Origin of the sequence: Hypericibacter terrae (genome assembly GCF_008728855.1) — a bacterium.
GTDB lineage: Bacteria > Pseudomonadota > Alphaproteobacteria > Dongiales > Dongiaceae > Hypericibacter > Hypericibacter terrae.
In genome coordinates this window covers 5,640,584-5,667,375 of the sequence record NZ_CP042906.1, presented here as the reverse complement: position 1 = coordinate 5,667,375, position 26,792 = coordinate 5,640,584, and the positions used below count along the sequence as shown (strand labels likewise).

Below are 26,792 nucleotides of genomic sequence, written 5' to 3'. Positions count from 1 at the left end.
CCGCGGCGTCCCGCCCAGTCGCGCTCCAGGACCGGCGACATCGTCACATTCGATGTAAAAATATCGAGAGTATGGGTCCGGCGATCTTGTTCGATGTAAAATCATCAAATGTGATGATGTTTCTATCGAGATGGGGACGCGGAGAGATGACCAAGGATGTCAAAGCGATCGATTGGGGCGCCCGGACGAAGGGCATCCTGAAGGCTGAACTCAAGCGCCGCAATGTGAGCTACCGCAAGTTGGCGGAAAAGCTGGAGCCCCTGGGCGTCAAGGAAACCGAGCGGAACATCGCCAACAAGATCGCCCGCGACAGCTTCACGGCCGTGTTCCTGCTGCAATGCCTCGAGGCGATCGGCGTCAGGAAATTGCGGCTGGACGATTAGGCCGGCCGTCCCGGATCAGTCTTCAGCGGGTTTGGCGGCGGCGCCCGCCGCGCGGGTCAGGCGCTGCAGCAGGTCGTCCAGCTGGTCGAGGCTCTTATAATGGATGGTCAGCGCACCGCTGCCCTGCCCGTCGAAATTGATCGAGACCTTGAGCCCCAGGAGGTTGGAGAGGTCGCGCTCGAGCGCCAAAGTGTCCGCATCGCGAACCGCGGCGCCGGGCTTCGATCTGGCGCTCTTTCGTGACGCGGTGGGCTTGGCGGCGCTGGCCATGCGCTCGGCCTGGCGCACATTCAGCCCCTGGGCGACGATCTGCTTGGCGAGCCCGACCGGATCGGCCGCCGTCACCAGCACGCGGGCATGGCCCGCCGTCAGCTGGCCCTCGTCGAGCAGTGCCTTGACCTGGCTGGGCAGCCCCAGCAACCGCAACATATTGGCGATGTGGGAGCGGCTCTTCCCCACATGTTGCGCCAAGTCTTCCTGCGTGTTCTTGAATTCCTCGAGCAGGCGGCGATAGCCCTCGGCTTCCTCGAGGGCCGACAGATTCTCGCGCTGCAGGTTCTCGACCAGCGCCAGCTCAAGCGCCTCGCGGTCGGCGAGGTCGCGAATGATGACCGGGACCTCATGAAGCTGCGCCCGCTGCGCCGCACGCCAGCGGCGTTCGCCGGCGACGATTTCATAGGCGTTGGGCTGTTGCGGCCGGCGGCGCACCAGGATCGGCTGCAGGATCCCGTTCGCCTTGATCGATTCCGCGAGGGCCGCGAGCTCCTCGTCGCCGAACAGCCGGCGCGGCTGGAACGGCCCCGGCTGGAGCTGCTCGATCGGCACCATCTTGGACAAACGCACCCGGTCGAGCGAAGCGTAGTCGGCGCTTTCCGCTCCCAGCAGTGCCGACAGACCGCGGCCGAGTTTCTTGCTGCCGTCGTCGATCAAGCCGCCTCAGGCTCCATCCGCTCCCGTCGCAGCATCTCACTGGCGAGATGGATATAGGCCTGCGCCCCGGGGCATTTCAGATCATAGAGCAGGACCGGCTTCCCATGCGAAGGCGCCTCGGAAATGCGCACATTGCGCGGGATGACCGTGTCATAGACCTTGTGGCCGAGATGGCCGCGCACATCGGCGGCGACCAAGTCGCTCAAGCTGTTGCGTTTGTCGAACATGGTCAATACCACCCCTTGTATCTCAAGGGAGGGATTGAGCACTTCCTTGATGCGCTGGATCGTCATCATCAGATGGCTCAGACCTTCGAGCGCCAGGAACTCGCATTGCAGCGGCACCAGCACCGCATCGGCCGCGACCAGCGCGTTCAGGGTCAGCAATCCGAGCGAGGGCGGGCAGTCGATGAGAACATAGTCATAGGAATTCAGGATCGGCTTCAGCGCCTCGCGCAGCAGGAACTCGCGCCTCAGGGCGCTCACCAGCTCGATCTCGGCGCCGGACAGATCGACCGACGCGGGGATGATCGACATGCCCGGGACCAGGGTCGGCAGCAGCGCTTCCCGCGCGCTGGCGCCGCCTTCGAGGAGGTCATAGGAGGTCACCACCCGTCGGGCGCGGTCGATGCCGAGGCCGGTGGAAGCATTGCCCTGGGGATCCAGATCCACGATCAGGACTTGTTTCCCACAAGCCGCCAGTGCGGTCGCCAGATTGATCGCGGTCGTGGTTTTCCCGACCCCGCCCTTCTGGTTTGCCATCGCCAGAACTTTGGCTCTTTTCAATGGATTATCGTTCGTCGCGGTGAGGTCGGAGAGGTTCGACATGGCTCAATCGCAGGACGGTTCCAGAGGGGTCGGTGCGGCTTGGAAAGCGCTCCGTCTGCATCTTCCAGCCTTTGCCAGCCTCGGTCAATTCGCGCTCGACCTGCTGGCCCTTGAGGAACAGGCACCAGCTGGAGGGTGACACAAAAGGGTAGGCATATTCAAGTAATTGGGGGAGGTCGGCACAGGCCCTACTAATAATTGCGTCTGCTTGCATTTTTGGCAGTGATTCGACGCGCTGGGCGTGAATCGTGACGGAGAGCCCCGCGACTCGGGCCGCCTCCCGTTGAAAGGCGCATTTTCTCTGGTCCGACTCGACCGAATGAACATCCGGCACGCCCATGGCCGCCAGCACCAGGCCGGGGAACCCGGCCCCGCTGCCGATATCGATCACGGTGCGGCAGTGGGGCGGCAGCAAAGGGTAGAGCTGCGCGGAGTCCAAAATATGGCGGCGCCAAAGATCCGAGAGCGAATTGGCGGCGACCAGATTGATGGCCCGCTGCCATTTGACCAGGAGCTCGGAGAGCGTCTCGAGCTTCGCGAGCGTTTCACGTGAAACACCGGTTTCGGCGGCGAAACGTTCGGGGGTGAGAGGTGCGGTCATGGCGACGAGGATCAGGCCTCGCCGACGGCCGGATTTTCGATCGGGCGACGAGGAGCGCCGGAGCGGAGATGGCGCAGCAACGCCGTGAGCGCCGCCGGGGTCACGCCGGAGATCCGTCCCGCCTGGCCAAGGGTCGCCGGCCGGACGCGCGTCAGCTTGTCCCGGATCTCGGTCGAGAGACTCCCGACCGCGGCGAAATCGAGATCGGCCGGAAGCTGGAGCGATTCCTCGCGACGGAAGGCGCGGATGTCGGCCTCCTGCCGTTCGAGATAGCCCGCATAGCGGCTTTCGATCTCCAGCTGCTCGGCAATCTCGGCCGGAATGGCGGCGAGCTCCGGCCAGACCTTGGCGAGGGTCGCCAGAGTGACCCCCGGATAGCCCAGCATTTCCGACGCGGTCCGCCAGACGCCATCCTGATTGATCGCGAAGCCCTGATGCTTCAGGCGGTTCGGGGTCTCCTTGAGAGCGGCCATCCGGCCCCTCGCCTCATCGAGCGCTGTCTTCTTGGCCGCAAAGCGCTGGGCTCGGTCACTGGCGACGGCGCCGATCGCAATCCCCTTCTCGGTCAGACGGAGATCCGCATTATCGGCCCGCAGCATCAGCCGATACTCGGCCCGCGAGGTGAACATGCGATAGGGCTCGCCGGTGCCTTTCGTGACCAGGTCGTCGATCAGGACACCGATATAGGCGTCGGCCCGGTCGAGGATGAAGGCGCCACCCCCACCGGCTTTGAGGGCGGCATTGATGCCGGCCATCAACCCTTGCGCGGCCGCCTCTTCATAGCCGGTCGTGCCGTTGATCTGGCCGGCGAGAAAGAGACCCGGCACCCGCCGCGTCTCCAGCGTCGCGTTCAGCTCACGCGGATCGATGAAGTCATACTCGATGGCATAACCGGGCCGGAGGATCCGAGCCTGCTCCAGCCCCGGAATCGTTACCAGGAACTCCGCCTGCACCTCCGCCGGCAAGGAGGTCGATATCCCATTGGGGTAAACGGTGGAATCGTCGAGCCCTTCCGGCTCAAGGAAGATCTGGTGGCGCTCGCGATCGGCGAAGCGGACGATCTTGTCCTCGATAGAGGGGCAATAACGGGGGCCGGTGCTTTTGATCCGGCCCGAATACATCGCCGAGCGATGCAGATTCCGGCGGATCACGTCATGGCCGGCGGCGCTCGTCGCCGTGATATGGCAGTCGATCTGCAGCGTCTCGATCCGGCCCGTCAGGAAGGACATGGGCTGCGGCGGCCGGTCGCCCGGCTGGCGCTCCAGGCCGCTCCAGTCGATGGTGTCGCCGTCGAGGCGCGGCGGGGTCCCAGTTTTGAGCCGCCCCATCGCGAAGCCGGCCCGTTCCAGGGCTTCCGCCAATCCGACTGCCGGCGCCTCGCCCACCCGGCCTGCGGCCCGCGTCTCCGTGCCGATATGAATCAGGCCCCGCAGGAAGGTCCCTGTGGTGAGGACGACGGCAGCAACGCCGATCCGCCGGCCGCTCCTGGTGATCAGTGCCGCCAGATGGCCAGCCGGGTCGAGCTCGATCCCTTCCGCCGCCTCTTCGAGAATCTCAAGGTCGGGCTGGTTGGCCAGCAGGTCCTGAATCGCCGCCTTGTAGAGTTTCCGGTCGGCCTGGGCCCGCGGCCCCTGAACCGCCGGGCCTTTGCTCCGGTTGAGGACGCGGAACTGGATGCCGCCGCGATCGATCGCCCGGGCCATGAGGCCGTCGAGCGCGTCGATTTCCCGGACCAGGTGACCTTTGGCCAAGCCGCCGATGGCGGGGTTGCAGGACATCTCGCCGATGGTGTCCCGTCGATGGGTCAGAAGGAGCGTTGCCGCGCCCATGCGCGCAGATGCAGCCGCGGCTTCGCAGCCGGCGTGGCCTCCACCGACGACAACGACATCGTAGAAATCTCGCATGGCGCGGGACTTTAATCCTCGACCCCGATCCGAGTCAAAAGCTCTCGGGGCCCCTGGGATCGTCGGTCGCAGCCCATGTTTCACGTGAAACATCGGGGCCGCCGCAGGGATCATTTCCCGATGCAGAATTCGGAGAAAATCCGGTCGAGGAGATCCTCGACATCCACCCGGCCGGTAATGCGGCCGAGGGCCCGTACGGCGAGGCGCAGATCCTCGGCCACCAATTCCGGATCGTGCGCGACCCGGCTGCGGGTCAGCGCCACCAGCGCCTCTTCCAGGGCCGAGCGGTGTCGGGCTCGCGTCAGGGCTGGCGAACCGACCGAATCCATGCTCTCGGCCGCGATCTGGCTGATCCGGGCCACCAACTCATTCAATCCGGCTCCGGAACGAACGGAAATCGGAAGCAAAGGGAGGCCGACCTCCGGAAGGGGCCGACCCGCCAGGAGATCCGTCTTGTTAGCCAGGACCAGATCTCGATCCTGCTTGAGATTCAATAGGTTCGGCAATTGATCGGCCACTCGTTCCGCATCCAGAACGAAAATCCGCAGATCGGCATCCTCGGCGCGGCGTTCGGCGCGCCGGACGCCCTCGGCCTCGATTTCATTCCGGGTGCGGCGCAATCCGGCGGTGTCGGCCAGCAGAACCGGGTAGCCACCAAGGTCGAGCGCCACCTCCAGCACATCGCGCGTGGTGCCTTCCTGGGGCGATACGATCGCCGCCTCGCGCCTCGCCAATGCATTGAATAGGCTCGATTTCCCAGCATTGGGCGGGCCCATGATGACGACCGACAACCCCTCCCGCAGCCGCTCGCCGCGATGGCCATCGGCGAGGTGCTCGGCGATGGCCTTGGCCACCGGCGCGACTTGTTCCGTTACCGAAACAATCAAATTTGCCGGCAGATCCTCATCGGGGAAGTCGATCGCGGCTTCGAGCCGGGCCAGGGCCGTGGTCAGGCTCTCGCTCCAGCCGCCATAGAGCTCTCCCAGAACCCCATCCAATTGCCGGACCGCCTGGCGACGCTGGGCCTCGGTCTCGGCGGCGACCAGATCGGCGAACCCTTCGACCTCGGTCAGGTCCAACCGGCCATTGAGGAAGGCCCGGCGCGTAAACTCGCCGGGTTCAGCCAACTTCAAATTCGGAAGCTGCGCCAGAGCCGCCAGAACCGCCGCTACCACAGCCCGCCCGCCATGGAGATAAAGCTCGGCCCCCTCCTCGCCGGTAAAGCTGCGCGGCGCCGGAAACCAGGCGACCATCCCCTGGTCAAGCGTCTCGCCGGTGATCGGATGGTTTATGCTGCGCCGCACAATTCTACGCGCTTCGGACAATGGCTCCCCGGTCAGGCGGCGCAGGCTGTCCCCCGCCGCAGGGCCGGACAGCCGGATGACGGCCAAGCCCGAGCGGCCCGGCGCCGTGGCCGGCGCGTAGATGGTGGAATCCTCGGTCATCGGCTCCCGGCGGTTACCTCAAGGAACCACGCTGGCCTTCCGCCGCCGTCACTTCTTCTTGGCAATCGGCGGGTCGTCCCCCGGCTTCAGCATCAGATGCGGAACTCGTCCCCCCTCGACCAGATGCTTTTGCAGCACCTCGTCGATCTCCTCCCGCGTGCGGGCGCGATACCACACCCCTTCGGGGTAGATCACCATGGTCGGCCCCAGCTCGCAGCGGTCGAGGCAGCCGGCGCTGTTGATGCGCACCCCGGCGATTCCCAACTCCTTGGCCCGCGCCTTCATATAGTCGCGCAGCTTTTCCGATCCCTTTTCCTTGCAGCAACCGCGGGGGTGGCCGGCCGGCCGTTCATTGGTGCAGCAAAACACATGGGCGCGATAGAAAAGGGCCGGGTCGCCCGAGATCTGCTCCTCCCCGGCCCTTTGCGATTCCTGGTCGATCTTCGTCATTCTCCGGTCTTCTTTCCCGCCAGGCCTTCCCAGAAGGCCCGCTGCATTTTTTCCAATCCGCCCAACCCACCCGGGAGCCAGGCCTTGAACATGGCCTCGGCGTCCATGCTTTTCAGGGCCGCCATCATCCGCTGCTCGGCTTCCTTCATCACGGCATCCTGAAGCGGCGCCACATCCGGCAAGCCCAGGAAAGCCCGGGCTTCGCCGGGCGAACAGTCAATATCGATTGTGATTTTCATATGCCCTCCGACAAACCCGACTGTCGCCCAGATTGGGCTTGAGCCGCCGCGATGCCAACCCGACTATATAAGCATAGCATCCGCGATCCGCCTTGGGGCGCCACGGCCCGATCGGCGAAATCACCCCTCGAAGATCAACGCCCGCAAATCCTGCCGGCCGAAAGGTTTCGCCACCCTTATGACGTCCCCTTCGGACATGCCTCCCGCTGCCGCCGGCGGCCCCGACGATCCGGCGCTTCTCGAGCGCCTCGGGTCCAACCGGCTTGGCCTCAGCACCAGCCCCTATCTCCATCAGCATCAGGCGAACCCGGTCCATTGGCAGACCTGGGATCCCGAGACCTTGGCCGCCGCGCAGGCGCTCGACCGGCCGATCCTGCTCTCGATCGGCTATGCCGCCTGCCATTGGTGCCATGTCATGGCCCATGAGAGTTTCGAGAACCCGGCCATCGCCGATCTGATGAACGAGCGCTTCGTCAACATCAAGGTCGACCGCGAGGAGCGCCCTGACGTCGATCAGATCTATCAGGCGGCGCTGTCACTCCTCGGGCAGCAGGGCGGCTGGCCGCTGACCATGTTCCTGACGCCGCAGGGCGAGCCCTTCTGGGGCGGCACCTACTTTCCGCCGGCCGAGCGTTGGGGCCGGCCCGGATTCCCCGACGTGCTGAAATCGATCTCCGACATCTACCGCACCGAGCGCGGCAAGGTGGCGAGCAACGTCACCGCGATCAAGAATGCGCTCAGGTCGATGGCCGAGCCGCGGCCCGGCGGCGCCATCTCCATGGAACTCACCGATCGCATCGCGCAGCATCTGCTGCAGCAGGTCGACCGTGAACATGGCGGGATCGGCGGCGCACCGAAATTTCCGCAGGAGCCGACCTTCGAATTGCTCTGGCGCGGCTGGCAGCGCAACAGCGACAGCGAGATGCGCGAGGCCGTGCTGCTGACGCTCACGCGCATGGCGCAGGGCGGCATCTACGATCATCTGGGCGGCGGCTTCGCGCGCTACTCGGTCGATGCCGAATGGCTGGTGCCGCATTTCGAGAAGATGCTCTACGACAACGCCCAGCTGGTCGAGCAGTACACGCTGATCTGGCAGGAGACGCGCTCGGCCCTCTATGAGGCCCGCATCCGCGAAACCATCGGCTGGGCGCTGCGCGAGATGCGCGCCGAAGCCGGGCCTTCGGGACATCGCGGCTTCGCCTCCTCGCTCGATGCCGACAGCGAGCATGAGGAGGGCAAATTCTATGTCTGGACCGAATCCGAGATCGATGCGGCCCTCGGCAAGGACGCGACCTTGTTCAAGCGCATCTACGATGTGCATCCGGACGGGAACTGGGAACAAAAGACGATCCTCAATCGGACCGCACATCCCGATCTCATGGACGAGTTCTCCGAGGGCGCACTTCTGAAGTCGCGGGCGAAGCTGCTCGCCCTTCGCGGTGCCCGCGTGCGCCCAGGGTTCGACGACAAGGCGCTGGCCGATTGGAACGGGCTGATGATCGCAGCACTCGTCTTCGCCGCGCAGGCGCTGGACCAGCCCGACTGGCTTGGCGTCGCGCGCGAGGCCTTCGCCTTCGTGACCCAGGACATGACGAAGGACGGGCGGCTGCGGCACAGCTATCGCGCCGGCCGCCTGCAGCATCCGGCGACGCTCGACGATTACGCCAACAATGCGCGCGCCGCCCTGCGCCTGCACGAGGCGACCGGCGATCCGTCCTATATCGCGCAAATCGAGGCCTGGCTCGAGATCCTCGACCGTCATTACTGGGAGAAGACCGGTGGCGGCTATTTCTTCGCGGCCGACGACACCACCGATCTGGTGCAGCGTCCGCGCAACGCCCATGACAATGCGGTGCCCTCCGGGAACGGCACGATGGTCGCGGTGCTGGCGAAGCTCCACTACCTGACCGGCAAGCCCGCCTATCGCGATCGCGCGGAAGCCGTCGTCGGCGCCTTCGCCGGCGAGATCGAGCGCAACTTCTTCCCGCTCGCGACACTGCTCAATGCGAACGATCTGTTGCAGAACGCGGTCCAGGTCGTGCTGGTCGGCGACGCCAACGCGCCCGCGATGCAGGCGATGCGCCGCGCGGTCCATGGCGTGTCGCTGCCCAACCTCGTGCTGCAGTCGGTCGCTGCCGGCACGGCGCTGCCGGCCGGTCATCCGGCCGCCGGCAAGAGCGCGCCCGCCGGCCAGGTCGCGGCCTTCGTCTGCCGCGGCCAAACCTGCTCGCTGCCCTTCACCGATCCCGAGCGGCTGCAGGCTGCTCTCGCCCTCGGATGACGGCAACCGCCCTCCTGTCGCGCCAGCGCGTCATGGCCTCGCCGCTGGGCCCGATCCAACTGACCGAGGAGGAAGGCCGCCTCACGCGCTTGAGCTGGGGCGGCGAGGAACATTCCCGCATCGACCCCGGCGCCGAATCCTCGGCCCTGCTCGAGCAGGCCGAGGCGCAGCTCGACGAATATTTCCGTGGCCATCGCCCCGCCTTCGATCTGCCATTGGCACCGCGCGGCACCGCTTTCCAGCAGAAGGTCTGGGACGCCATGAGCCGGATTCCCTATGGCGAGACCTGGAGCTATGCGGCCCTGGCGCGCCGGGTCGACAGCGTCGCGCGCGCGGTCGGCCAGGCTTGCGGCGCCAATCCGATTCCGATCATCATTCCCTGCCACCGCGTGCTCGCGGAAAACGGCGCCCTGGTCGGCTTCTCCGCCGTCGGCGGCACGGAATCGAAATCGTTCCTGCTCGAACTGGAGGGCGCCCGCCCTCTGCGCCTCCTTTGAAATCCAGCCTCTCTCACGACTCACTCCCGAAGGATTCGACCATGGCCAAGACCCACGCGATCCGCATCGCCGAATTCGGCGGCCCCGACAAGATGCAATGGCAGGAGATCGACGTTTCCGCTCCCGGCCCCGGCGAGCTGCTGCTGCGCCAGACCGCCTGCGGATTGAACTTCATCGACACCTATCACCGCAGCGGCCTCTATCCGATCCCCTTGCCGTCGGGCCTCGGCCTCGAAGCTGCGGCCGTGGTCGAAGGGGTCGGCAGCGGCGTCACCGAGTTCAAGGTCGGCGACCGGGTCGGCTATAATTCCGGCCCGATCGGCGCCTATGCGCAGCGCCGCGTCTATCCGGCAGCGAAGGTGGTGAAGCTGCCCGACGGCATCGACGATCCGACCGCGGCGGCGATGCTGCTGCGCGGCATGACGGTCGAGTATCTGATCCGCCGCACCTATCCGGTGAAGAAGGGCCAGACGGTCCTGTTCCATGCCGCCGCGGGCGGCGCGGGTCTCATCGCCGGCCAGTGGCTCGCGCATCTGGGCGTCACGGTCATCGGCACCGTCGGCTCGGATGAGAAGGCCAAGCTCGCGCGCGCGCATGGCTATCACCATGTCATCAATTATCGCCGCGAGAATTTCGTCGCGCGGGTGAAGGAGATCACCGGCGGCAAGGGCGTGCCGGTCGTCTATGACGGCGTCGGCAAGGATGTCTTCCTGGCGTCGCTCGATTGCCTCAGCCCGCGCGGCATGATGGTCACCTTCGGCAATGCCTCGGGCCCCTCGCCGGCGGTCGAGCCGCTCACCCTGCTGCAGAAGGGCTCCCTGTTCCTGACCCGCCCCACCCTCGGCAACTACACGGCGACCCGCGAGGAGCTGGTCGAGAGCGCCAAGGCGCTGTTCGAGGTGGTGCTGTCGGGCGCGGTCAAGATCCGCGTCAACCAGACCTATCCGCTGAAAGACGCGGCGCAGTCGCATCGCGACCTCGAAGCCCGCAAGACCACCGGCTCGACGGTGCTGCTGCCATGACCCTCCCCGGCGGAAGCCTGCTGCCGCCCGAGCGCAATTACTTCTGGGCGTCGATCCCGGGTCCCGGCGTGGAGCAGTTGCGCCTGCGGCTCGATCCGGTCGAGAACGTCGCCCACGGTCTGGTAATGGGCGTCGAGGACGGCGAGCCTTTCCGGCTCCAATACAAGATCAAGTGGGGCAGCAACTGGCGCATCCGCAAGGTGGCACTGGAAGCCCAGACCATGGCCGGCCTCGCCGAGCGCAGCCTGAAAAGCGACGGGCGCGGCAACTGGCAGGGCGACCAGGGCGAGCCCCTGCCGGAGCTCGAGGGCTGCTTCGATATCGACATTTCGGTGACGCCCTTCACCAACGTCTTCCCGGTGCGCCGGCTCGAGCTGGCACCCGGCAAATCGGCCGAGATCAAGGTGGCCTACATCGCCGCACCGGCGCTCGCGGTGAAGCCGGTGACGCAGCGCTATACCTGCCGCGAGCAGGGCAAGGGCCGTCACGTCGTCACCTATGAGGGCTATCCCTCGGGCTTCAAGGCCGACCTGCCGCTCGACGCCGACGGGCTCGTCCTCGACTACCCCGAGCTCTTCCGCCGCTTGGCACCGCGCTAGCGCTCAGGCCCGCGCGAGGGCCGTCTCGAGTTCGGGCAACACCGCCTGCCAGTGCCTCGAAGCGGCTTCGTCGCGCAGCGCCGCCAGGGCGCCACGATCGCCGTTCCCCTCGAGATGGGCCGCCAGCGCTCGGGCGCGGCGTACCAGAAAATCGAGATAGCGCGTCGGCTCCCTCGTGACCTGCCCCAGCGCCTCCGCATAACGCAGCATCCGCGCCGCATTGCCGGAGCGCCAGGCGGCCTCGATCGCATAGCGATTGAAGAAGACGCGGTTATGCCAGATCGTACCGGCCGCCAGCAGCGCTTCGCCTTCCTGCAGCGCTGCCTCCCGCTCGTCCGGATCCGGCGTCAACATCGCCAACAGGCCAAGACCGCTCGGCAACATATAGCTCGGGGTTTCGCGCGCGATGACATTGGCCTCGCGAAGCCACACGACGCCCTTGGGGTCGCCGGCGGTCGCCAGCGATTCGCCCAGGAACATCAGGCCTTCCGCCTCGAAGCGCCGCGCATTCAGTTGCCGGCTGATGGCGATGGCGCGCAAGGCCGCCTTCCTGGCCCCCTCCAGCTCGCCCATCTCGATTGAATTCCAGTAGCGCATATGTTCGGCGATCATCTCCGCCCGGCGATGTCCGACCTGGATCGCCAGCTTCACGGCCGCGTCGGCCTCCCGGAGCGCACCGGGAAAATCCAGATCGAACATGCTTCCGAGGGAATACATCGAGCGGTTCGCGACCTCGATCCGCCGATAGCCCTGCGCCGCCGCGACGCGCACACAGCGCTCGTAATGCCGGATCGAGCTCGCCATGTCCCCGCTCATGTAATAGGCGTCGCCCAAGCCGCCATGCGCCCGCGCCTCTTCCTCGGGCGCGCCGGCTTCGACGGCCAGCTCGAGGGCGCGGCTATGTTCGGCGAGGCAGCGCGCCACCTCGCCGCGCGGAAAGACGAAGTTGCCGCGCAAACCATGGATGCGGGCGAGCAGGACCGGAAGCTTCAGGCGCTGCGCTTCCGCCTGGGCCTGGTCCAGCAGCGCCAGCGCCTCCTCCAGCCGGTCCAGCACCGAGAGCGCGTTGGCCTGCCCCAGCATCGCGGCGAGGCGCTCGGGGCCCGGCGGCAGAGAAGCGGAAGCAATCCCGAAGGCCTGAAGCGCCGCTAGGGTTTCGCCCAAGCCTTGCGCCGCCTCGCCCTGCACCGCCGCCAGGGCGCCCTTGGTCGCAGGCTCATCGCCCAGCGTGCCGCCCCGGCGCGCGAGAGTGTCCGCACGGCCCAACTGGAACTGCGCCAAGGCCTCGCGCGCCGCGACGAGATAGGCCGCTGGAGCGCCAGGATCGTCCGCCCGGTCGAGATGCTCGGCCTCGAGCCCGGCATCCCGACCATGAAACCAGTCGGCCGCCTTGCGATGGAGCGCGCGCCGCCTTGCCTTCAGGAGGGAGCCATAAACCCCGTCGCGGATGAGCGCATGGGCGAAGACCAGGCCGGCGGCATTGGGCTTCAGCAGATGGGCTTCGATCAGTCCCGTCACCTCAACCTGCCGCCGTTCCAGAAGATGAGCCAGCAGCTCGGGCGCGAAACGCTGCCCCAGGGCCGAGGCCGCCTGCAGCAGCGCCTTCTCTTCGGGCGGCAGCCGGTCGAGCCGGCCCAGCACGACGCTCTGCACCGAGACGGGCACGCTGTCGGCCGAATCCGCCGCCGTATGGCGCAGCAATTGTTCCAGGAACAACGGGTTACCCTGTGCCCGCGTGATGCAGGCGGCGATGCGGGCATCGCCGGCCGAGATGAGCGAGGCGGCGAGGGCGGCCGAATCCGCCGGCCGCAGCGGCGCCAGATCGAGCCGATTGACCTCGGCCTCGATCAGCCGGGCTTGCCAGGCCTGGTCGAGCGGATCGCCCTCGGGACGCGTGGTGGCCAGCAGCAGGATCGGGTTATGGGCGGTCGCTTCGGCCAGCGCCGCGACCGAGCCCAGCATCGCGGGCTCCGCCCAATGAAGATCCTCGATCGCGATCAGGAGCGGCCCCTCTGCCGCCGCCCGCCGGGCCATTGCCGCCAGCAGGCCCTGCTTGCGGGCGAGCCGCGTGGCGTTGTCCATGGCGGCATAGATCAGCCACCGCTCGCCCGAACTGGGCAGATCCAGGATCTCCTCGAGCAGCGCCTGCTCGTCCGCTTCGACGAGACCGCGTACCAGCGCCGCCTCCAGGGCGGCGACGCGCGCGGGCCGGTCGCCCTCGGCGCCGAGGCCCAGGAGGCTCAGGGCCAGCGCCGGTATCGCGTCCTGTCCCTTGCCGGCACCGAAATCGAGCACGAAGGCGCGATGAACGGCGAAACCGGCGCGGGCCGCTTCCGCGACCGTCTCGTCCAGGAGCCGGCTCTTGCCGATGCCGGCCTCGCCCCGCAGCACCATCATCCGCCCGCGCCCGCTGGCCCGGGTCGCGCTGATCATGCCGGCCAGGAGATGACGATCATGCACCCGGCCGACGAAAGGCGTGGCGTCGCGACCCGGCGGTGCCAGACCGGTGACGCGCCAGGCGCGCACGGGACCGTCGATGCCTTTGAGCGCCTGCGCCGGCAAGGGCGTCGCGACCAGGCGGCTCCCCAAGGCCTGGCGCAGAGCGTCCGAGATCACGGTGTCGCCGGCGCCGGCCAGGCCCACCAGCCGCGACGCCAGGTTCACGCTCTCGCCCAGCACTGTGTAACCGCGGGCGAATCCGCCCGCCACGACCTCGCCGGCGGCGATGCCGATATGAACCGCTTGCACGGGACCGGAGGGCCCGACCTCCGCCAGACCGGCATGAATTTCGAGGGCGGCCCGAACCGCCCGTTCGCTGTCGTCGCCATGGGCGACCGGCGCGCCGAAGAGCGCCATGACCGCATCGCCGATATGCTTGTCGACGGTGCCGCCGTAATCCGCGATCACCCGGTCGGTGCGGGCATAGAAGCTGTCGACATGGGCCTTGAGATCCTCGGCGTCGAGGCGGCTCGAAAGCTCGGTGAATCCGACGAGGTCGGCGAAGAGCACCGTGACCGGCCGGCGCTCGCCCTCGCTGACGGGCTCGGCCGGTTTCGGCGTTGGGGCGCCCAGGGCGCGGCCGCAGCCGCCGCAGAATCCGGCCGCGAGGCTGTTCTCGAACTGGCAGTCGGGACAGGCACGCGCCAGCTTCTGGCCACAGCCGCTGCAGAAGCGGTGGCTGGCGGGATTCTCGGTTCGGCAACGCGGACATTCCATGCCGGGGCCAAGCCTTCCGGATCGGCGGGCGCCGCCTCGGGAAGAACCCGGCAACCGCCCTGCCCTTGGATGCTAGGACCGCGCTAGGTCTAGGGACAAGGCCATTGCCGTTGCCCTTGTCGTCGTGACGGAGAGCGTGGGGTCGAATCGCGTCAGTCACTCGCCGCGAGACGATGCCACCATTCCTGTCATGCCCGGACTTGATCCGGGCACCCAGCCACGCCGTCCCTGGATCGCCGGGTCAGGCCCGGCGATGACAGAAATAAGGGTATCGCGACGCGTCGAGAGAGTCCCACACCTGCCTCCTCCTCAAAGAGGAAAGGAAGAAAGAGTGGCAACCGCCCTGCTACTGATTCATCGAGCTGAAGAAATCGTGGTTGGTCTTGGCCTGCTTGAGCTTCTCGACCAGGAACTCCATCGCGTCGACCACGCCCATCGGCATGAGGATGCGGCGCAGCACCCACATCTTGGAGAGCGTACCCTTGTCCACCAGGAGCTCTTCCTTGCGGGTGCCGGACTTGGTGATGTCGATCGAGGGGAAGGTGCGCTTGTCGGAGAGCTTGCGGTCGAGGATGATTTCCGAGTTACCGGTGCCCTTGAACTCTTCGAAGATCACCTCGTCCATGCGGCTGCCGGTATCGATCAGCGCGGTCGCGACGATGGTGAGCGAGCCGCCCTCCTCGATATTGCGGGCGGCACCGAAGAAGCGCTTGGGGCGCTGCAGCGCGTTGGCGTCGACGCCGCCGGTCAGCACCTTGCCGGATGACGGGACGACGGTGTTGTACGCACGCGCCAAGCGCGTGATCGAATCCAGCAGGATCACCACGTCGCGCTTATGCTCGACCAGGCGCTTCGCCTTCTCGATCACCATCTCGGCGACCTGGACATGGCGCTGCGCCGGCTCGTCGAAGGTCGAGCTCACGACCTCGCCCTTGACCGAGCGGGCCATGTCGGTGACTTCCTCGGGCCGCTCGTCGATCAGCAGCACGATCAGATAGCATTCCGGATGATTGGCGGAGATCGAATGCGCGATGTTCTGCAGCATCACGGTCTTGCCGGTGCGCGGCGGCGCCACGATCAGCGCGCGCTGGCCCTTGCCGAGCGGTGCGATCAGGTCGATGACGCGCGTGGTCAGGTCCTTCTTGGTCGGATCCTGCAGCTCCAGCTTGAGGCGCTCGTCGGGATAGAGCGGCGTCAGGTTGTCGAAGTTGATCCGGTGGCGAACCTTGTCCGGATTGTCGAAATTGATGGTGTTGACCTTGAGCAGCGCGAAATAGCGCTCGCCTTCCTTGGGCGACCGGATCTGGCCCTCGACCGTGTCGCCGGTCCTGAGGCCGAAGCGACGCACCTGGCTGGGGCTGACATAGATGTCGTCGGGTCCCGGCAGATAGTTCGCCTCGGGGCTGCGCAGGAAGCCGAAGCCGTCCTGCAGGATCTCCAGCACGCCGTCGCCGAAGATCGCCGTGTCGTTCTCGGCCAGCTGCTTGAGGATCGCGAACATCATGTCCTGCCGACGCAGGTTGCTCGCGTTTTCGATCAGCAACTCCTCGGCATAGGCCAGGAGTTCCGGCGGGGTTTTTTTCTTAAGTTCCTGAAGATTCATGATGTAACCGAAGGGAGGGGATGTAACCGGCGGACGCGTCAGCTTGGGGGAAACCGAGGGGCGGAAGGGCCGGGCGGTGATGAACCGGCGGTCGGACGGAAGCCGACCTGAAAAGGCCCTAGAGGTTCGGTTTTTGGTGCGGAGAGTTGGTGGGCTCGGAGAAAGCCACCGCTATTGAACGGGGCGATCTTTAACGAAGGTGCCCAGCCAAGTCAATGGTCTAGGTAGGGCTAATCGCGTGCCGGTCAGAACGGCCGCACGATCGCCAGGATGACAATCCCGATCATTAGGACCGTTGGAATCTCGTTCACCGCCCGGTAGAACCGGGCCGGATGGCGGTTGCGATCCTGGGCGAACTGCCGGCGCCAGCGCGACAGGGCCGCATGGGCGATCTGCATCAGCACCAGGAGCGCCAGCTTGGCATGAAGCCAGCCCTCGCCCCAATGATGGCCCCAGGTCGCCAGCGTCAGTCCCAGGATCCAGGCGGCGATCATGGCAGGGTTGATAATCGCCCGCAGCAGGCGGCGCTCCATCACCTTGAAGGTTTCGGAGAGCTCCGAGCCCGCCTTGGCGTCAGCGTGATAGACGTAGAGCCGGGGCAGATAGAGCATCCCCGCCATCCAGGCGATGACCGCGATGACATGGAGGGAGAGCAGCCAGGGCTGCCAATCGGCGAAACTGTTCATGAGCGCATCCTCGAGGATGAGGTCGACGAGCCGCCGGGCTGGAGGGCCTGTCGCACCAGGCCGCCCAGGCCGGCGATGAATTCGGGCGCGGTACCGACGGTCGGTACCCGGAAATAGCCGACCGCGCCTTCCCTCTCGGCCAGATGACGATATTCGATGTCGAGCTCGACCAGCGTCTCCGAATGTTCCGAGACGAAGGCGATCGGCACCAGCAGGATCGACTGGCCGGCCTGGGCCGCGCGCACGATCTCCTCGTCGGTATAGGGACCGATCCATTCGAGCGGGCCGACCCGGCTCTGGAAACAGATCTCATAGTCCTCCGGCGTCAGACCGAGCCTGGCAGCAACCGCGCGCACGCTGCTGCCGACCTGGTCCGCATAGGGGTCGCCCGCCTGCACGATCTTCTTCGGCAGCCCATGCGCCGAGAACAGGATCTTGGTCGGACCCGCGGCGCGCGCCTGCGGCAGCATCTCGGCCGTCAGCCGCGAGACCGCGGCGACGAAGCCCTCTTCCGCCGGATAGTCGCGGATGGTGAAGGTCCGCGCCGTGACGCCGGCCAGGGTGGCCGCGCGGTTCCAATCGGCGAAGGCGGATTCCGTGGTGGTGGTCGAGAACTGCGGATAGAGCGGCAGCAGGATGATCCGGTCGGGGGCGAAGCGTTTCACCTCGGGCGCGGTTTCGTCGGCGAAGGGCTTCCAATAGCGCATCGTCACGAAACAGCGGACCTCGCCCAGATCCTCGAGCTCGGTTTCGAGCGCCCGTGCCTGGGCTTGCGTGTTGGGCAACAAGGGCGAACCGCCCCCGAGCTTGTCATAGACGGCCTTCGCCACCGGGGCCCGCCGGCGCGCGATCAGCCGGGCCAGCAGCCCACGGAAAAGACCCGGCACGCGCAGGATCGCCGGATCGGAAAAGAGATTGCGCAGAAAGGGCTCGACCGAATCCGGCCCGTCGGGACCGCCGAGATTGAACAGCACGATCGCGGTTCTCATGCCGGCACGCCTTCGCGGATCAGCGCCGCCAGTTCCGCGACATGCTCGAGCGGCGTCTCGGGCAGGATCCCATGGCCGAGATTGAAGACGAACGGTCCCTGTCCCAACTCGCTCAGGATCAGGCGCGTCTGCATCGCCAGCGCCGGCCCGCCCTCGACCAGGATTCGCGGCGGCAGATTGCCCTGCAGCGGCAGCATCGGCTGCAGGGTCGCGCGGGCCCAGGCGAGCGGAACGCTATCATCGAGCGACAACGCCGCAGCACCGCTCTCCTTGGCGAAGAGCGACAGATGCGGACCCACCGCGCGCGGAAACAGGATGACCGGGATATGCGGATGGCGGGCCTCGAGCTTCGCGATGATCCGCCGGCAGGGTTCGAGACACCAGCGCCGCAAGGCGGCTGAAGTTTTCTCCGCGGCCCAGGCGTTGGCCCAGCTGTCGAAGATCTGCAGCGCTTCGGCCCCCGCCTCGACTTGCGCCGACAGATGCTCGACCGTGGCCTCCACCAGGAGATCGATCAGCCGCTGAAAGCCATCGGTATCTTCGTTCGCCCAGCGCCTGGCGATGGCGAACTCCCGGCTGGAACCGCCCTCGACCATGTAGCTCGCCACCGTCCAGGGCGCGCCGGCAAAGCCGATCATCGTCACCGGCGCCGGCAGCGCGGCCACGACCTGGCGAACGGTTCGATAGACCGGCGCCAGCTTCTCCCGCATGCCATCGAGCCGCAGCCGCGAAAGCTCGCTTGCATCGCGCAACGGCTCGAGCACGGGACCGCGTCCTTCCTCGAAACTCACCGCCTGGCCCAAGCCCAGCGGCACGACGAGGATGTCGGAAAACAGAATCGCCGCATCCATGCCATAGCGTCGGATCGGCTGCAGCGTCACCTCCGTTGCCAGATCGGGCGTCAGGCAGAGATCGAGGAAGGTCCCGGCCTTGGCGCGCAGCGAGCGGTATTCGGGCAGGTAACGCCCGGCCTGGCGCATCAGCCAGAAGGGCGGCGGATTCAACCGTTCGCCGGCCAGCACGCGCAGCAGCGGCTTGTCGCTCGTCGATCGTCCGGCGCGTGGCGGGGAGTTCATGGCCTCTACTTCTATTCTTAGATTTATAGATTAGTAAGGAGTGGTTGTAGTGGATGGCTGTGCAACATGGGGATTGGAACTTGTCCCCACTCCATCCCCGATTCAAACAGCGCGGGATGGATTGCTTCTCCAACCGGGGACAGCTCCATCATAAGGCTTCATCCCGCGAGGATTCAGCGGCGGAATGACGCCCTGTGAATCATGGGAATGGCGAACGGATTGGACGGTGTCCTTCGTGTCATACCCGATTTCGCCGCGCGGCCCTTCGCGATGCCGGACTCCTCGCAGCGAATCGCTCGAACGCGCGACGATTGGCGCTTGACTCCTGCAAAGCCCGACTTGTCCCCGTTCGCATGGATTCAATCCCCCGCCGGGCGGTGAACAAAGGCTGCCGTTTCGTAGCGGCGCAGGCGCGGCGAGCACCAGGCGAGACTGAGGGCGGCGAAGATGAAGAACAGCACCGCCGGCAGGCCGGTGGCTCCGAGAAACTGCATGGCGGCACCGCCGAGCGGCGGTCCCAGCACGCCGCCGAGGCCCCAGCCGACGGTGAAGGCGGCATTGCCGGCGAGCAGCAGGTCGCCTTGGAAATTCCGGCCGAGCTCGATCAGGGTCAGAGTGTAGAGCACGCCGACGAGACCGCCCCAGAGGAAGCAGTGGATCGACAAGGCGAGGGCGGAGTCCGCGGCCAGCGGCAGCAGGACGGCGCCGACCGCCGCCGCGAAGGCGACGATGCGCACCAGCCGCGCGGCGGTCAACTTGTCGGCCAGCCAGCCGGCCGGATATTGCAGCCCGACATTGCCGATCGTCAGCAGCGAGAGAACGAACGTGCCCATCGGCGCGCTCAAGCCATGATCGATCGCATAGATCGGCAGGAGCGAGAGCGCGATCTGGTCGAAGGCCGCGAACACCAGCACCGTCAGGAACAGAACCGGCGCATAGCGGATGAAGCTCGTGACGCTGGTCGGCGACTTGTACCGGACGACAGGCAGATCGCGCCGGCTCGCCAACAGCGGCAGCAGGGCGCTCAACGCCATGGCCGTGCCGATCGCGAAGGGAATCCAGCTCTGGGCACCGGTGAGCGTCACGATCAGCGGCCCCAGCGCGAAGCAGCCCGCATTCACCGTGCCATAGAGCCCGATCAGCCGGCCGCGCGAGGCGGGGTCGGCCAGCTGGTTGATCCACATCTCGCTGATGACATAAGTCGCGGTGATGCAGCCGCCGAGCAGAAAGCGCAGCGGCAGCCACAGCAGCGGCTCGCGCGTCAGGCCGATCAGCACGAAACAGGAGACGGCACCCAGGATGCCTGTCACGGCCAGATTCCAGGCGCCGAAACGCCCGGCGAGGCGCGGCACCAGCCCCGCCGTTAAAAGCATGGCCAGCAAGGTCATGGCGGTCGAGGCGCCGATCATGACCCGGGATTGGCCCATGGAATCCTGGATCAGCGCCAGGAGCGGATAGGTCAGGCCTTGCGTCAGCGCGAAGACCGAGACGCTGACGATGACCGCGAAGGCCGCCATGCGGCGGCGCGGGGGTCTGGTCTCGGCGGGTGGATCGGTCGCGATCGGGGTCATGGCGCGGGGCCAGCCATGCCCCGGATTCCTCGAGCCTGTCCATCGCTTTCGCTCCGCTCCTTCCTGCGATCCCCGCCGAACGGGGGACGGGCTCGCACTGCCCCTGGATCCGCGCCCCATTGCCGGCCCTCGGCGGGCAGCCTAAAAACAAGCGGGCGCCCGCCCGCGTCGACCCCCCTCACTCAGGAACCTGGCGATCCCGATCATGGCGAACGGCCTGACCCATCATCTCCACCTGGTTTCCGACGCGACCGGCGAGACGATCTCCTCGGTCGCGCGCGCCTGCCTGGCCCAGTTCGAGGATGCGGATCCGGTCGAACATAACTGGACCCTGATCCGGACCGCGCGGCAGATGGAGAAGGTGCTCGAGGGTATCAAGGAACATCCCGGCCTGGTGCTCTTTACGCTGGTGAATGAGGAGCTGCGTGCGACGCTGACCGAGGAATGCCGCAAGCTCCAGGTCACCTGCATCCCGGTGCTGGATCCGGTGATCGGCGCGCTCGGCAGTTTCTTCGGGCGGCAGAGCCGCGGCCTGCCCGGAAGACAGCACGAGTTGGATGCCGAATATTTCGGCCGCATCGATGCGATGAATTTCGCGCTCGCCCATGACGACGGCCAGTCGAGCTGGGATTACGAGGATGCCGACGTGATCCTGGTCGGCGTCTCCCGGACCTCGAAGACGCCGACCTGCATCTATCTGGCCAATCGCAGTATCAAGGCTGCCAACGTGCCGATCGTGCCGGATTTTCCGGTCTCGCCCGAGCTGCTCGCGGCACGCAAGCCCCTGATCGTCGGACTGACCAAGGATCCGACCTCGCTGGTCCAGGTGCGCCGCAACCGCCTGCGGCTCCTCTCCCAGGACGAGGAGACCGACTATGTCGATCCCGACATGGTGCGCCGCGAGGTGATCCAGGCGCGCCGGCTCTGCAGCGAGCATGGCTGGCCGATCATCGACGTGTCGCGCCGGTCGATCGAGGAGACGGCGGCGACGATCGTGCAGCTCCTGTCGCAGCACCGGAACGGCGAGAATGTCGGCACCGGCGACTGAGACGATCCGGCCGCGATTGCTGCTGGCCTCGGCCAGCCCGACGCGCCGGCGCCTGCTGGAGCAGGCCGGCCTCGAATTCTCGGCCGAGGCGGCCCCCATCGACGAAGAGGAGGCCAAGCTCGCCCTCGAAGGCGAGGGGGCCGACGGGCCGGCCCTCGCCGAAGCGCTGGCCGAGCTCAAGGCCGTCGCCGTGGCACGCCGGCATCCCGGCGCCTTCGTCATCGGCGCCGACCAGGTTCTCGATTGCGAGGGCCGGCGCTACGACAAGCCGCGCGACGAGGCCGCGGCAAGGGCCCAACTCATGGCCTTGCGCGGGCGCACCCATCAACTGATCAGCGCGCTGGTCGTGGTGCGCGACGGCCGGCGCCTCTGGCATCACATCGACCGCGCGACGCTCACCATGCGGCCCTTCAGCCCCGCCTTTCTCGACGAGTATCTGGCGCGCTCGATGCCCGGAATCCTGAGTTCGGTCGGCGCCTATCAGCTCGAGGCCCGGGGCGCCCAGCTCTTCAGCCGGATCGAAGGCGACTACTTCACCATCCTTGGATTGCCGCTGCTGCCGCTCTTGGATTTCCTGCGGCCTCATGGTCTGGTTCCGGCATGACCGGCACCCCTCCCAATCCCGCCCAGCCCTATCCGGCCATCACCGGAAAAGCCCGCCTGGCCGGCGTGATGGGCTGGCCGGTCGGTCATTCGCTCTCGCCCCGGCTCCATGGCTATTGGCTGGCGGAGCATGGGATCGACGGCGCCTATGTGCCGCTGCCGGTGCGGCCCGAGCAGTTCGAACGGGCCTTCCGCGCCCTGCCGGTCCTGGGCTTTCGGGGCGCCAACGTCACCCTGCCGCATAAGGAGGCGGCGCTGGCCCTGGCCGATTCCGCCAGCCCCGAGGCCCGACGGATCGGTGCCGCCAACACCCTCGTCGTCGACGGGCAGGGCCGGATCGAGGCCCGCAACGCCGATGCCTTCGGCTTTATCGAGAATCTCAAGGAAGGAGCGCCCTTCTGGCGCGCAAAGGACTGCCCGGCCGTGGTCGTCGGCGCCGGCGGCGCCTCGCGGGCCCTGCTGGTCGCGCTCGCGGATGCCGGCGTGCCGGAGATCCGGCTGGTCAATCGAAATGCCAGCCGCGCGGAAGGTCTCGCCACCAGCCTCGGCGGCCCGATCGAGGTGGTGGACTGGGAGGACCGTGCCCGGGCGCTGGAGAATGCCGGGCTGCTGGTGAATGCCACCACACAGGGCATGGTCGGCCAGCCGCCGCTCGACCTGGCGCTCGACCGGCTGCCGCCCGAGGCGGTGGTGAACGACATCGTTTATGTGCCGCTGGAGACGCCGCTGCTGGCGGCCGCGCGGCGGCGCGGCAATCCGGTGGTCGACGGGCTCGGCATGCTGCTGCATCAGGCGCGGCTCGGTTTCGCCGCCTGGTTCGGCATCGAGCCCAAGGTCACGCCGGCCTTGCGGACCTATGTCCTGCGGCAGCCATGATCGTCCTCGGGCTCACCGGGTCGATCGGCATGGGCAAGAGCACGGCCGCGGCCCTGCTGCGCCGGCTGGGGATTCCGGTCCATGACGCGGACGCCGCCGTGCATCGGCTTCAGGCCCCAGGCGGTGCCGCGGTCGCCCCCATTGCCGCGGCCTTTCCCGGCACGGTCAAGGAGGGCAAGGTCGACCGCCAGGCGCTGGGCCGCGTGGTCTTCGCCGACAAGGCGGCCTTGAAGAAGCTCGAGGCGATCCTTCATCCGCTGGTGCGCCGCGAGGAGCAGAAATTCATCGCCCAGGCGCGCGCCCATCGCCGCAAGCTGGTGGCGCTCGACATTCCGCTGCTGTTCGAGACCCATGGCGAGCAGCGCTGCGACCATGTGATGGTGGTCTCGGCGCCGCGGCGCGTGCAACTCGCCCGGGTGATGCGCCGGCCCGGCATGACGCGCGAGCGGCTTGCCGGCATCGAGGCGCGCCAGCTTCCCGATCTCCTGAAACGGGCGCGGGCCGACACCGTGATCGACACCGGCCTGGGCCGGCGTCACAGCCTGCAGGCGATCCGCCGGGCGGTCATGAAGCTGCGCCGGCACGCCAGGCGATGACGCCTTCCGTCCGCGCCCGCACTTCGGGCGAGGCCAGACAGGTGGCGACGGCCTCGTAGCCGGGGGCGCCGGGATAGGGGGCGACGCGGGTCGGCGGGCTGTGATTGGCGGGGCAGAGGATGATCGCTTCGTCCGAACCCATGGCGCCCAGGTCGAGGATTGCGGAGGAGCGCGTCATCAGGAAGAGCGGGCGCGCACCGCTGCCGCGCTGGCGCAACTGCGCGATCAGGGCTTCCTGGGTGGCGTGATCCAGCCCCTGTTCCACCATATCGACGACCAGGATGTCCGGACCTTCGGTCTCCAGGCCAACGAGCAGGGCCCGCAGCGCCGCCGACTCCGTGGCGCCTTCATCGAGGAGCCAGGCCAGGGCCCGATCGACGCGCGATTTAAGCGCCGGATCGCCATCCAGCCGCGCCTGCGCCGCTGCCGCCCCGTCCGCCAACCGATTCAGGCCGAGGAAGACGGCGTTCGGCAGAGTCTCCGCCAGGCGCATGGCCAGCCTTGTCTTGCCGCTGCCGAGCGGGCCGATGATGTAATTCAGCGTCCGGATGTCGTTCAACTCGAACCGCTCGCCGCCCCAGGGCCAGGGAAGCTCGAAGGCGACGCTGAGCCCAGCGGCGGGCCCGAGCAGGCGGGCCAGCTCTCCGGCGGAAGGGGCCTGGCCCCGGGCGAGATCGGCCCGAAGACCGCGAACCTTCTCGATCGCACCGCCGAGCTGGCGCATCCGGTTTTCGAGCGTCGCCTGATGCGTGGCCAGGGCCGGCTCCAGGGCCCCGGGATCGCCGCCCAGCGCGCGGGCCACCTGGGCGAGGCTGAGACCGAGCGCCCGCAGCGCCACGATTCCGGCGGCGCGGGCCATCTCGTCGGGACCATAGACCCGCCACCCGGCCGCGTTGCGGCCGGGAGCGACCAGGCCGCGCCGCTCATAGAGGCGCAGGGCTTTGGCGGAGACGCCGAGCCGCCGGGCCGCTTCGGCAGGGCTCAGAAATCGGGCGGAGGAGCTCACGACTCACCTCGCTGTTCGCTGACCGCTCCCCTTATCGGGCCGGTCCCAGGGGCCGGGTCAACGGGTTATTCGCGGCATCCGGTGTTTTCATCCGCGGCAGAAGTTGGCCGGAGGGGGCGGCGTTTTCAGCTTCGTCCGGGCGGGCGCAGTGTGCGATTCTGTTGCACCTGAACGGAGAGCGGAGACGAAGAAGGACCATGCGCGAGATCGTTCTCGATACGGAAACCACGGGATTGAGCGCGGTCGGCGGCGACCGCATCATCGAGATCGCCTGCGTCGAGCTCTTCAATCACATCCCGACCGGCCGCAATTTCCAGCGCTATCTCAATCCCGAGCGCGGCGTCTCGGCGGATGCGTTCGCGATCCACGGCCTCTCCGACGTCTTCCTCGCCGACAAGCCGCGTTTCGCCGAGATCCTGGCCGATCTCGAAGCATTTATCGCCGACAGCCCGCTCGTCATCCACAATGCCGAGTTCGACATGGGCTTCATCAATGCCGAGTTGGCGCGCCTCGGCCGCCCGCCCCTCGACCCGACCCGCGCGGTCGACACGGTCACCATCGCACGCCGCAAATTCCCGGGCGCGCCCGCCAGCCTCGATGCGCTCTGCAAGCGCTTCGGCGTGGACAATTCGGCGCGCACCAAGCATGGCGCGCTGCTCGACGTGGAGCTGCTGGCCGAGGTCTATCTGGAACTGGTCGGCGGCCGTCAGGCGGGCTTGGCCTTGCTGGCGGAATCCGGTGCAGCCGCCGATGCGTCGAGCGATCACGAGCTGGTCGGCCGCACCACGGCCGCGCGGCCGCCGCGCCATTTCGCGCCCAGCCCCGAAGAGCTCGCGGCCCATGCCGAGCTGGTGAAGAGCCTGGCGGATCCGATCTGGCTGAAGGCGTAAGGGGCTGGATGTAATCCCCTCTCCCTTCTTCAGGGGGAGGGTTAGGGAGGGGGCTGACGCGATTTCTGACACTGGCAGAGGGGCCGCTCTCAGTCTGTGTCCTGGACCGAGACGTCCCCCTCCCTAGCCCTCCCCCGCAAGGGGGGAGGGGACGGACTTCACGAAACCTTCCTCACACCACCGCGGGTGCTGCGCCCTGCGACTTCTGTTCGCGGTAATGCATCGCGAAATCGATCGGGTGGATCAGCATGGCGCGGAACCCGGCCTGCTGGATGATGTTGGCGATGATCTCGCGGGCGAAGGGGAAGAGCAGCCGGGGCGCTTCGATCAGCAGCAGGGGCTCGATCATGCGGGTCCCGATCTGGCCGACCTGGAACAGGCCGCCATATTGCAGCTCGGCGATATAGGCGACCTGGTCCTGATGGCGCGCCTCGGCGCGCAAGGACAGCATCACCTCATATTGCTGCTCCGCCTGGGGCAGTTTCCTCGCCTTCACATCGACCTTGATCAGGCCCTGCGGCACGCGGCCCGCCTGCTCCATCAGGGCCGGCATGTTCGGGCTCTCGAAGGAAAGGTCCTTCAGGAACTGCCCCATCACGGTAATGGGGGCGCCGGCCGGGGGTTGGTTCGCGGCAAAGGGATCGGAAACGGGCTGAAAGGGCGCGTCGGCCATCGCTGGGAGTTCTCCGGCAGGATGTCTGGGGCGCCCGGACGGACGCCGAGGGGTTGAGAAAGCCGGACCGGCCCGAGCCTCGGGCCCTCGTTCGGCTTATGGGGCGCGGGGTAGCATGGAAGCGCCACGGGGCTCAATGGGGCCGATGGCTCGGCCGCAAAAACCGGCTCGGACGGCCGGCCCCGCCGGGATTACGGGGCTCGATCCGCCAGCGGGAAGGCCTTGCCCAGGATCGGATCGAACCGCAGCAATTCGCCGTTGACGACCTCGGTTCCGGTCAGGCTGCGGATGAAGCCCCAATGGGTGACCACGCCGATCCGGCTCCAATCCTCGTGCCCGGCCATTCTTTCGCGGAAATGCCGGCTGCGCTCGACCACCTCCTCCGCGGTCTCGTTCAGCGCGCCATGCCACCAGCGCTCGGGCAGGGTGCCGAAATCCAGCTCCGGCCAGGCCAGGGCCAGCTCGCTGCGCAGGGTCCCGACATCGCAGTGGAATTTGCAATGCTCGCGCACCATCGGCTCGATCGCGATGGGCAGGTCGAGCGCCTCGGCGATGATCTGGGCGGTCTGGAGCGCGCGGGTATAGGGACTGGACAAGAGCAGTGTCAGATTCTGTCCGGCGAGGCGTTCGGCCGCAGCCAGGGCCTGCCGCCGGCCCTCCTCTGTCAGACGGGGGTCATGGATGCCCGGATCGACGCGGGTTTTCGAGTAGACGACGTTGAATTCCGATTGGCCATGTCGCACCAGGATCATCGCCCTCTCTCCCGTCGGACACTCGAAGG

General features: G+C 67.1%; 26 protein-coding genes. 10 read left to right on the top strand and 16 right to left on the bottom strand.

Annotated elements, in window-relative coordinates:
* Positions 1–146 precede the first annotated feature (146 nt).
* Positions 147–383 carry a DUF6471 domain-containing protein gene (locus FRZ44_RS25975; RefSeq protein ID WP_151179918.1) on the top strand — a complete coding sequence of 79 codons (237 nt, stop codon included), beginning with the start codon at positions 147–149 and terminating at the stop codon, positions 381–383.
* 15 nt (positions 384–398) lie between these two features.
* On the opposite strand, the gene FRZ44_RS25970 is transcribed toward FRZ44_RS25975, so the two are convergent.
* The 7 genes from FRZ44_RS25970 to FRZ44_RS25940 form a co-directional block, all read right to left on the bottom strand.
* The gene (locus FRZ44_RS25970; protein ID WP_151179917.1) at positions 399–1,313 is read right to left on the bottom strand and encodes a ParB/RepB/Spo0J family partition protein; all 915 of its coding nucleotides are present in this window, start codon (positions 1,311–1,313) and stop codon (positions 399–401) included.
* On the bottom strand, positions 1,310–2,074 hold the full coding sequence (locus tag FRZ44_RS25965; RefSeq protein WP_318526383.1) for a ParA family protein: 765 nt from the start codon (positions 2,072–2,074) through the stop codon (positions 1,310–1,312). Before FRZ44_RS25965 ends, FRZ44_RS25970 begins: the two co-directional genes overlap by 4 nt.
* A gap of 28 nt (positions 2,075–2,102) precedes the next feature.
* Complete coding sequence (rsmG, locus tag FRZ44_RS25960) at positions 2,103–2,741, bottom strand: 16S rRNA (guanine(527)-N(7))-methyltransferase RsmG (RefSeq protein WP_151179915.1); 639 nt, start codon at positions 2,739–2,741, stop codon at positions 2,103–2,105.
* An 11-nt stretch (positions 2,742–2,752) separates the two neighbouring features.
* Positions 2,753–4,645 (bottom strand): tRNA uridine-5-carboxymethylaminomethyl(34) synthesis enzyme MnmG, encoded by a 1,893-nt coding sequence (mnmG, locus tag FRZ44_RS25955; RefSeq protein ID WP_151180474.1) that lies wholly within the window; start codon positions 4,643–4,645, stop codon positions 2,753–2,755.
* A gap of 110 nt (positions 4,646–4,755) precedes the next feature.
* A complete protein-coding gene (gene mnmE, locus FRZ44_RS25950; protein ID WP_151179914.1) occupies positions 4,756–6,090 on the bottom strand; it encodes a tRNA uridine-5-carboxymethylaminomethyl(34) synthesis GTPase MnmE in 1,335 nt (444 codons plus the stop codon).
* A gap of 48 nt (positions 6,091–6,138) precedes the next feature.
* The gene (locus FRZ44_RS25945; protein WP_151179913.1) at positions 6,139–6,540 is read right to left on the bottom strand and encodes a (2Fe-2S) ferredoxin domain-containing protein; all 402 of its coding nucleotides are present in this window, start codon (positions 6,538–6,540) and stop codon (positions 6,139–6,141) included.
* Entirely contained in the window at positions 6,537–6,779 is a 243-nt protein-coding gene (locus FRZ44_RS25940) for a DUF6489 family protein (protein WP_151179912.1), read from the bottom strand. Before FRZ44_RS25940 ends, FRZ44_RS25945 begins: the two co-directional genes overlap by 4 nt.
* Before the next feature lie 178 nt (positions 6,780–6,957).
* Between FRZ44_RS25940 and FRZ44_RS25935 the strand changes: the two genes are divergently transcribed.
* From FRZ44_RS25935 to FRZ44_RS25920, 4 genes are read left to right on the top strand one after another with little or no spacing between them, the layout of a single operon-like run.
* Complete coding sequence (locus FRZ44_RS25935) at positions 6,958–9,060, top strand: thioredoxin domain-containing protein (RefSeq protein ID WP_225308453.1); 2,103 nt, start codon at positions 6,958–6,960, stop codon at positions 9,058–9,060.
* Positions 9,057–9,557, top strand: a complete 501-nt coding sequence (locus FRZ44_RS25930; RefSeq protein ID WP_225308452.1) for a methylated-DNA--[protein]-cysteine S-methyltransferase — start codon at positions 9,057–9,059, stop codon at positions 9,555–9,557. Before FRZ44_RS25935 ends, FRZ44_RS25930 begins: the two co-directional genes overlap by 4 nt.
* Before the next feature lie 41 nt (positions 9,558–9,598).
* Positions 9,599–10,579, top strand: coding sequence for a quinone oxidoreductase family protein (locus tag FRZ44_RS25925; protein ID WP_151179911.1), 981 nt, complete (start codon positions 9,599–9,601; stop codon positions 10,577–10,579).
* Positions 10,576–11,178: a putative glycolipid-binding domain-containing protein gene (locus FRZ44_RS25920; RefSeq protein ID WP_151179910.1), complete on the top strand. Its 603-nt coding sequence runs from the start codon at positions 10,576–10,578 to the stop codon at positions 11,176–11,178. Before FRZ44_RS25925 ends, FRZ44_RS25920 begins: the two co-directional genes overlap by 4 nt.
* A gap of 3 nt (positions 11,179–11,181) precedes the next feature.
* Here the strand turns inward: FRZ44_RS25920 and FRZ44_RS25915 are convergent, their stop codons facing one another.
* The 6 genes from FRZ44_RS25915 to FRZ44_RS25890 form a co-directional block, all read right to left on the bottom strand.
* A complete protein-coding gene (locus tag FRZ44_RS25915) occupies positions 11,182–14,394 on the bottom strand; it encodes an adenylate/guanylate cyclase domain-containing protein (RefSeq protein WP_151179909.1) in 3,213 nt (1,070 codons plus the stop codon).
* 346 nt (positions 14,395–14,740) lie between these two features.
* Positions 14,741–15,997 (bottom strand): transcription termination factor Rho, encoded by a 1,257-nt coding sequence (gene rho / locus FRZ44_RS25910; RefSeq protein WP_151179908.1) that lies wholly within the window; start codon positions 15,995–15,997, stop codon positions 14,741–14,743.
* Positions 15,998–16,242: 245 nt separating this feature from the next.
* Positions 16,243–16,683 carry a protoporphyrinogen oxidase HemJ gene (gene hemJ / locus FRZ44_RS25905; RefSeq protein ID WP_151179907.1) on the bottom strand — a complete coding sequence of 147 codons (441 nt, stop codon included), beginning with the start codon at positions 16,681–16,683 and terminating at the stop codon, positions 16,243–16,245.
* Positions 16,680–17,672 (bottom strand): ferrochelatase, encoded by a 993-nt coding sequence (hemH, locus tag FRZ44_RS25900; protein WP_151179906.1) that lies wholly within the window; start codon positions 17,670–17,672, stop codon positions 16,680–16,682. Before hemH ends, hemJ begins: the two co-directional genes overlap by 4 nt.
* Positions 17,669–18,748: a uroporphyrinogen decarboxylase gene (gene hemE, locus FRZ44_RS25895; protein WP_151179905.1), complete on the bottom strand. Its 1,080-nt coding sequence runs from the start codon at positions 18,746–18,748 to the stop codon at positions 17,669–17,671. The genes hemH and hemE overlap by 4 nt, the downstream gene beginning before the upstream one ends.
* Positions 18,749–19,107: 359 nt before the next feature.
* A complete protein-coding gene (locus tag FRZ44_RS25890; RefSeq protein WP_191908303.1) occupies positions 19,108–20,319 on the bottom strand; it encodes an MFS transporter in 1,212 nt (403 codons plus the stop codon).
* Positions 20,320–20,524: 205 nt separating this feature from the next.
* Between FRZ44_RS25890 and FRZ44_RS25885 the strand changes: the two genes are divergently transcribed.
* Genes FRZ44_RS25885 through coaE form a run of 4 tightly spaced genes read left to right on the top strand, consistent with a single transcriptional unit; the run spans position 20,525 to position 23,442 of the window.
* Positions 20,525–21,367, top strand: coding sequence for a pyruvate, water dikinase regulatory protein (locus tag FRZ44_RS25885; protein WP_151179903.1), 843 nt, complete (start codon positions 20,525–20,527; stop codon positions 21,365–21,367).
* Positions 21,348–21,971, top strand: coding sequence for a Maf family protein (locus FRZ44_RS25880; protein WP_151179902.1), 624 nt, complete (start codon positions 21,348–21,350; stop codon positions 21,969–21,971). The genes FRZ44_RS25885 and FRZ44_RS25880 overlap by 20 nt, the downstream gene beginning before the upstream one ends.
* Positions 21,968–22,846 carry a shikimate dehydrogenase gene (locus tag FRZ44_RS25875; protein WP_151179901.1) on the top strand — a complete coding sequence of 293 codons (879 nt, stop codon included), beginning with the start codon at positions 21,968–21,970 and terminating at the stop codon, positions 22,844–22,846. The genes FRZ44_RS25880 and FRZ44_RS25875 overlap by 4 nt, the downstream gene beginning before the upstream one ends.
* Positions 22,843–23,442 (top strand): dephospho-CoA kinase, encoded by a 600-nt coding sequence (gene coaE, locus FRZ44_RS25870; RefSeq protein ID WP_151179900.1) that lies wholly within the window; start codon positions 22,843–22,845, stop codon positions 23,440–23,442. Before FRZ44_RS25875 ends, coaE begins: the two co-directional genes overlap by 4 nt.
* Here the strand turns inward: coaE and FRZ44_RS25865 are convergent.
* Entirely contained in the window at positions 23,411–24,448 is a 1,038-nt protein-coding gene (locus tag FRZ44_RS25865; RefSeq protein WP_151179899.1) for a MerR family transcriptional regulator, read from the bottom strand. The two genes, coaE and FRZ44_RS25865, sit on opposite strands and share 32 nt — an antisense overlap.
* Positions 24,449–24,645: 197 nt before the next feature.
* Between FRZ44_RS25865 and dnaQ the strand changes: the two genes are divergently transcribed.
* The gene (dnaQ, locus tag FRZ44_RS25860; protein ID WP_151179898.1) at positions 24,646–25,338 is read left to right on the top strand and encodes a DNA polymerase III subunit epsilon; all 693 of its coding nucleotides are present in this window, start codon (positions 24,646–24,648) and stop codon (positions 25,336–25,338) included.
* 172 nt (positions 25,339–25,510) lie between these two features.
* Here dnaQ and secB read toward each other — a convergent pair whose 3' ends face one another.
* Together secB and FRZ44_RS25850 are read right to left on the bottom strand one after the other, a co-directional pair.
* Entirely contained in the window at positions 25,511–26,011 is a 501-nt protein-coding gene (secB, locus tag FRZ44_RS25855; protein WP_151179897.1) for a protein-export chaperone SecB, read from the bottom strand.
* A gap of 191 nt (positions 26,012–26,202) precedes the next feature.
* A complete protein-coding gene (locus FRZ44_RS25850; RefSeq protein WP_151179896.1) occupies positions 26,203–26,763 on the bottom strand; it encodes a histidine phosphatase family protein in 561 nt (186 codons plus the stop codon).
* Between the last annotated feature and the right edge of the window lie 29 nt (positions 26,764–26,792).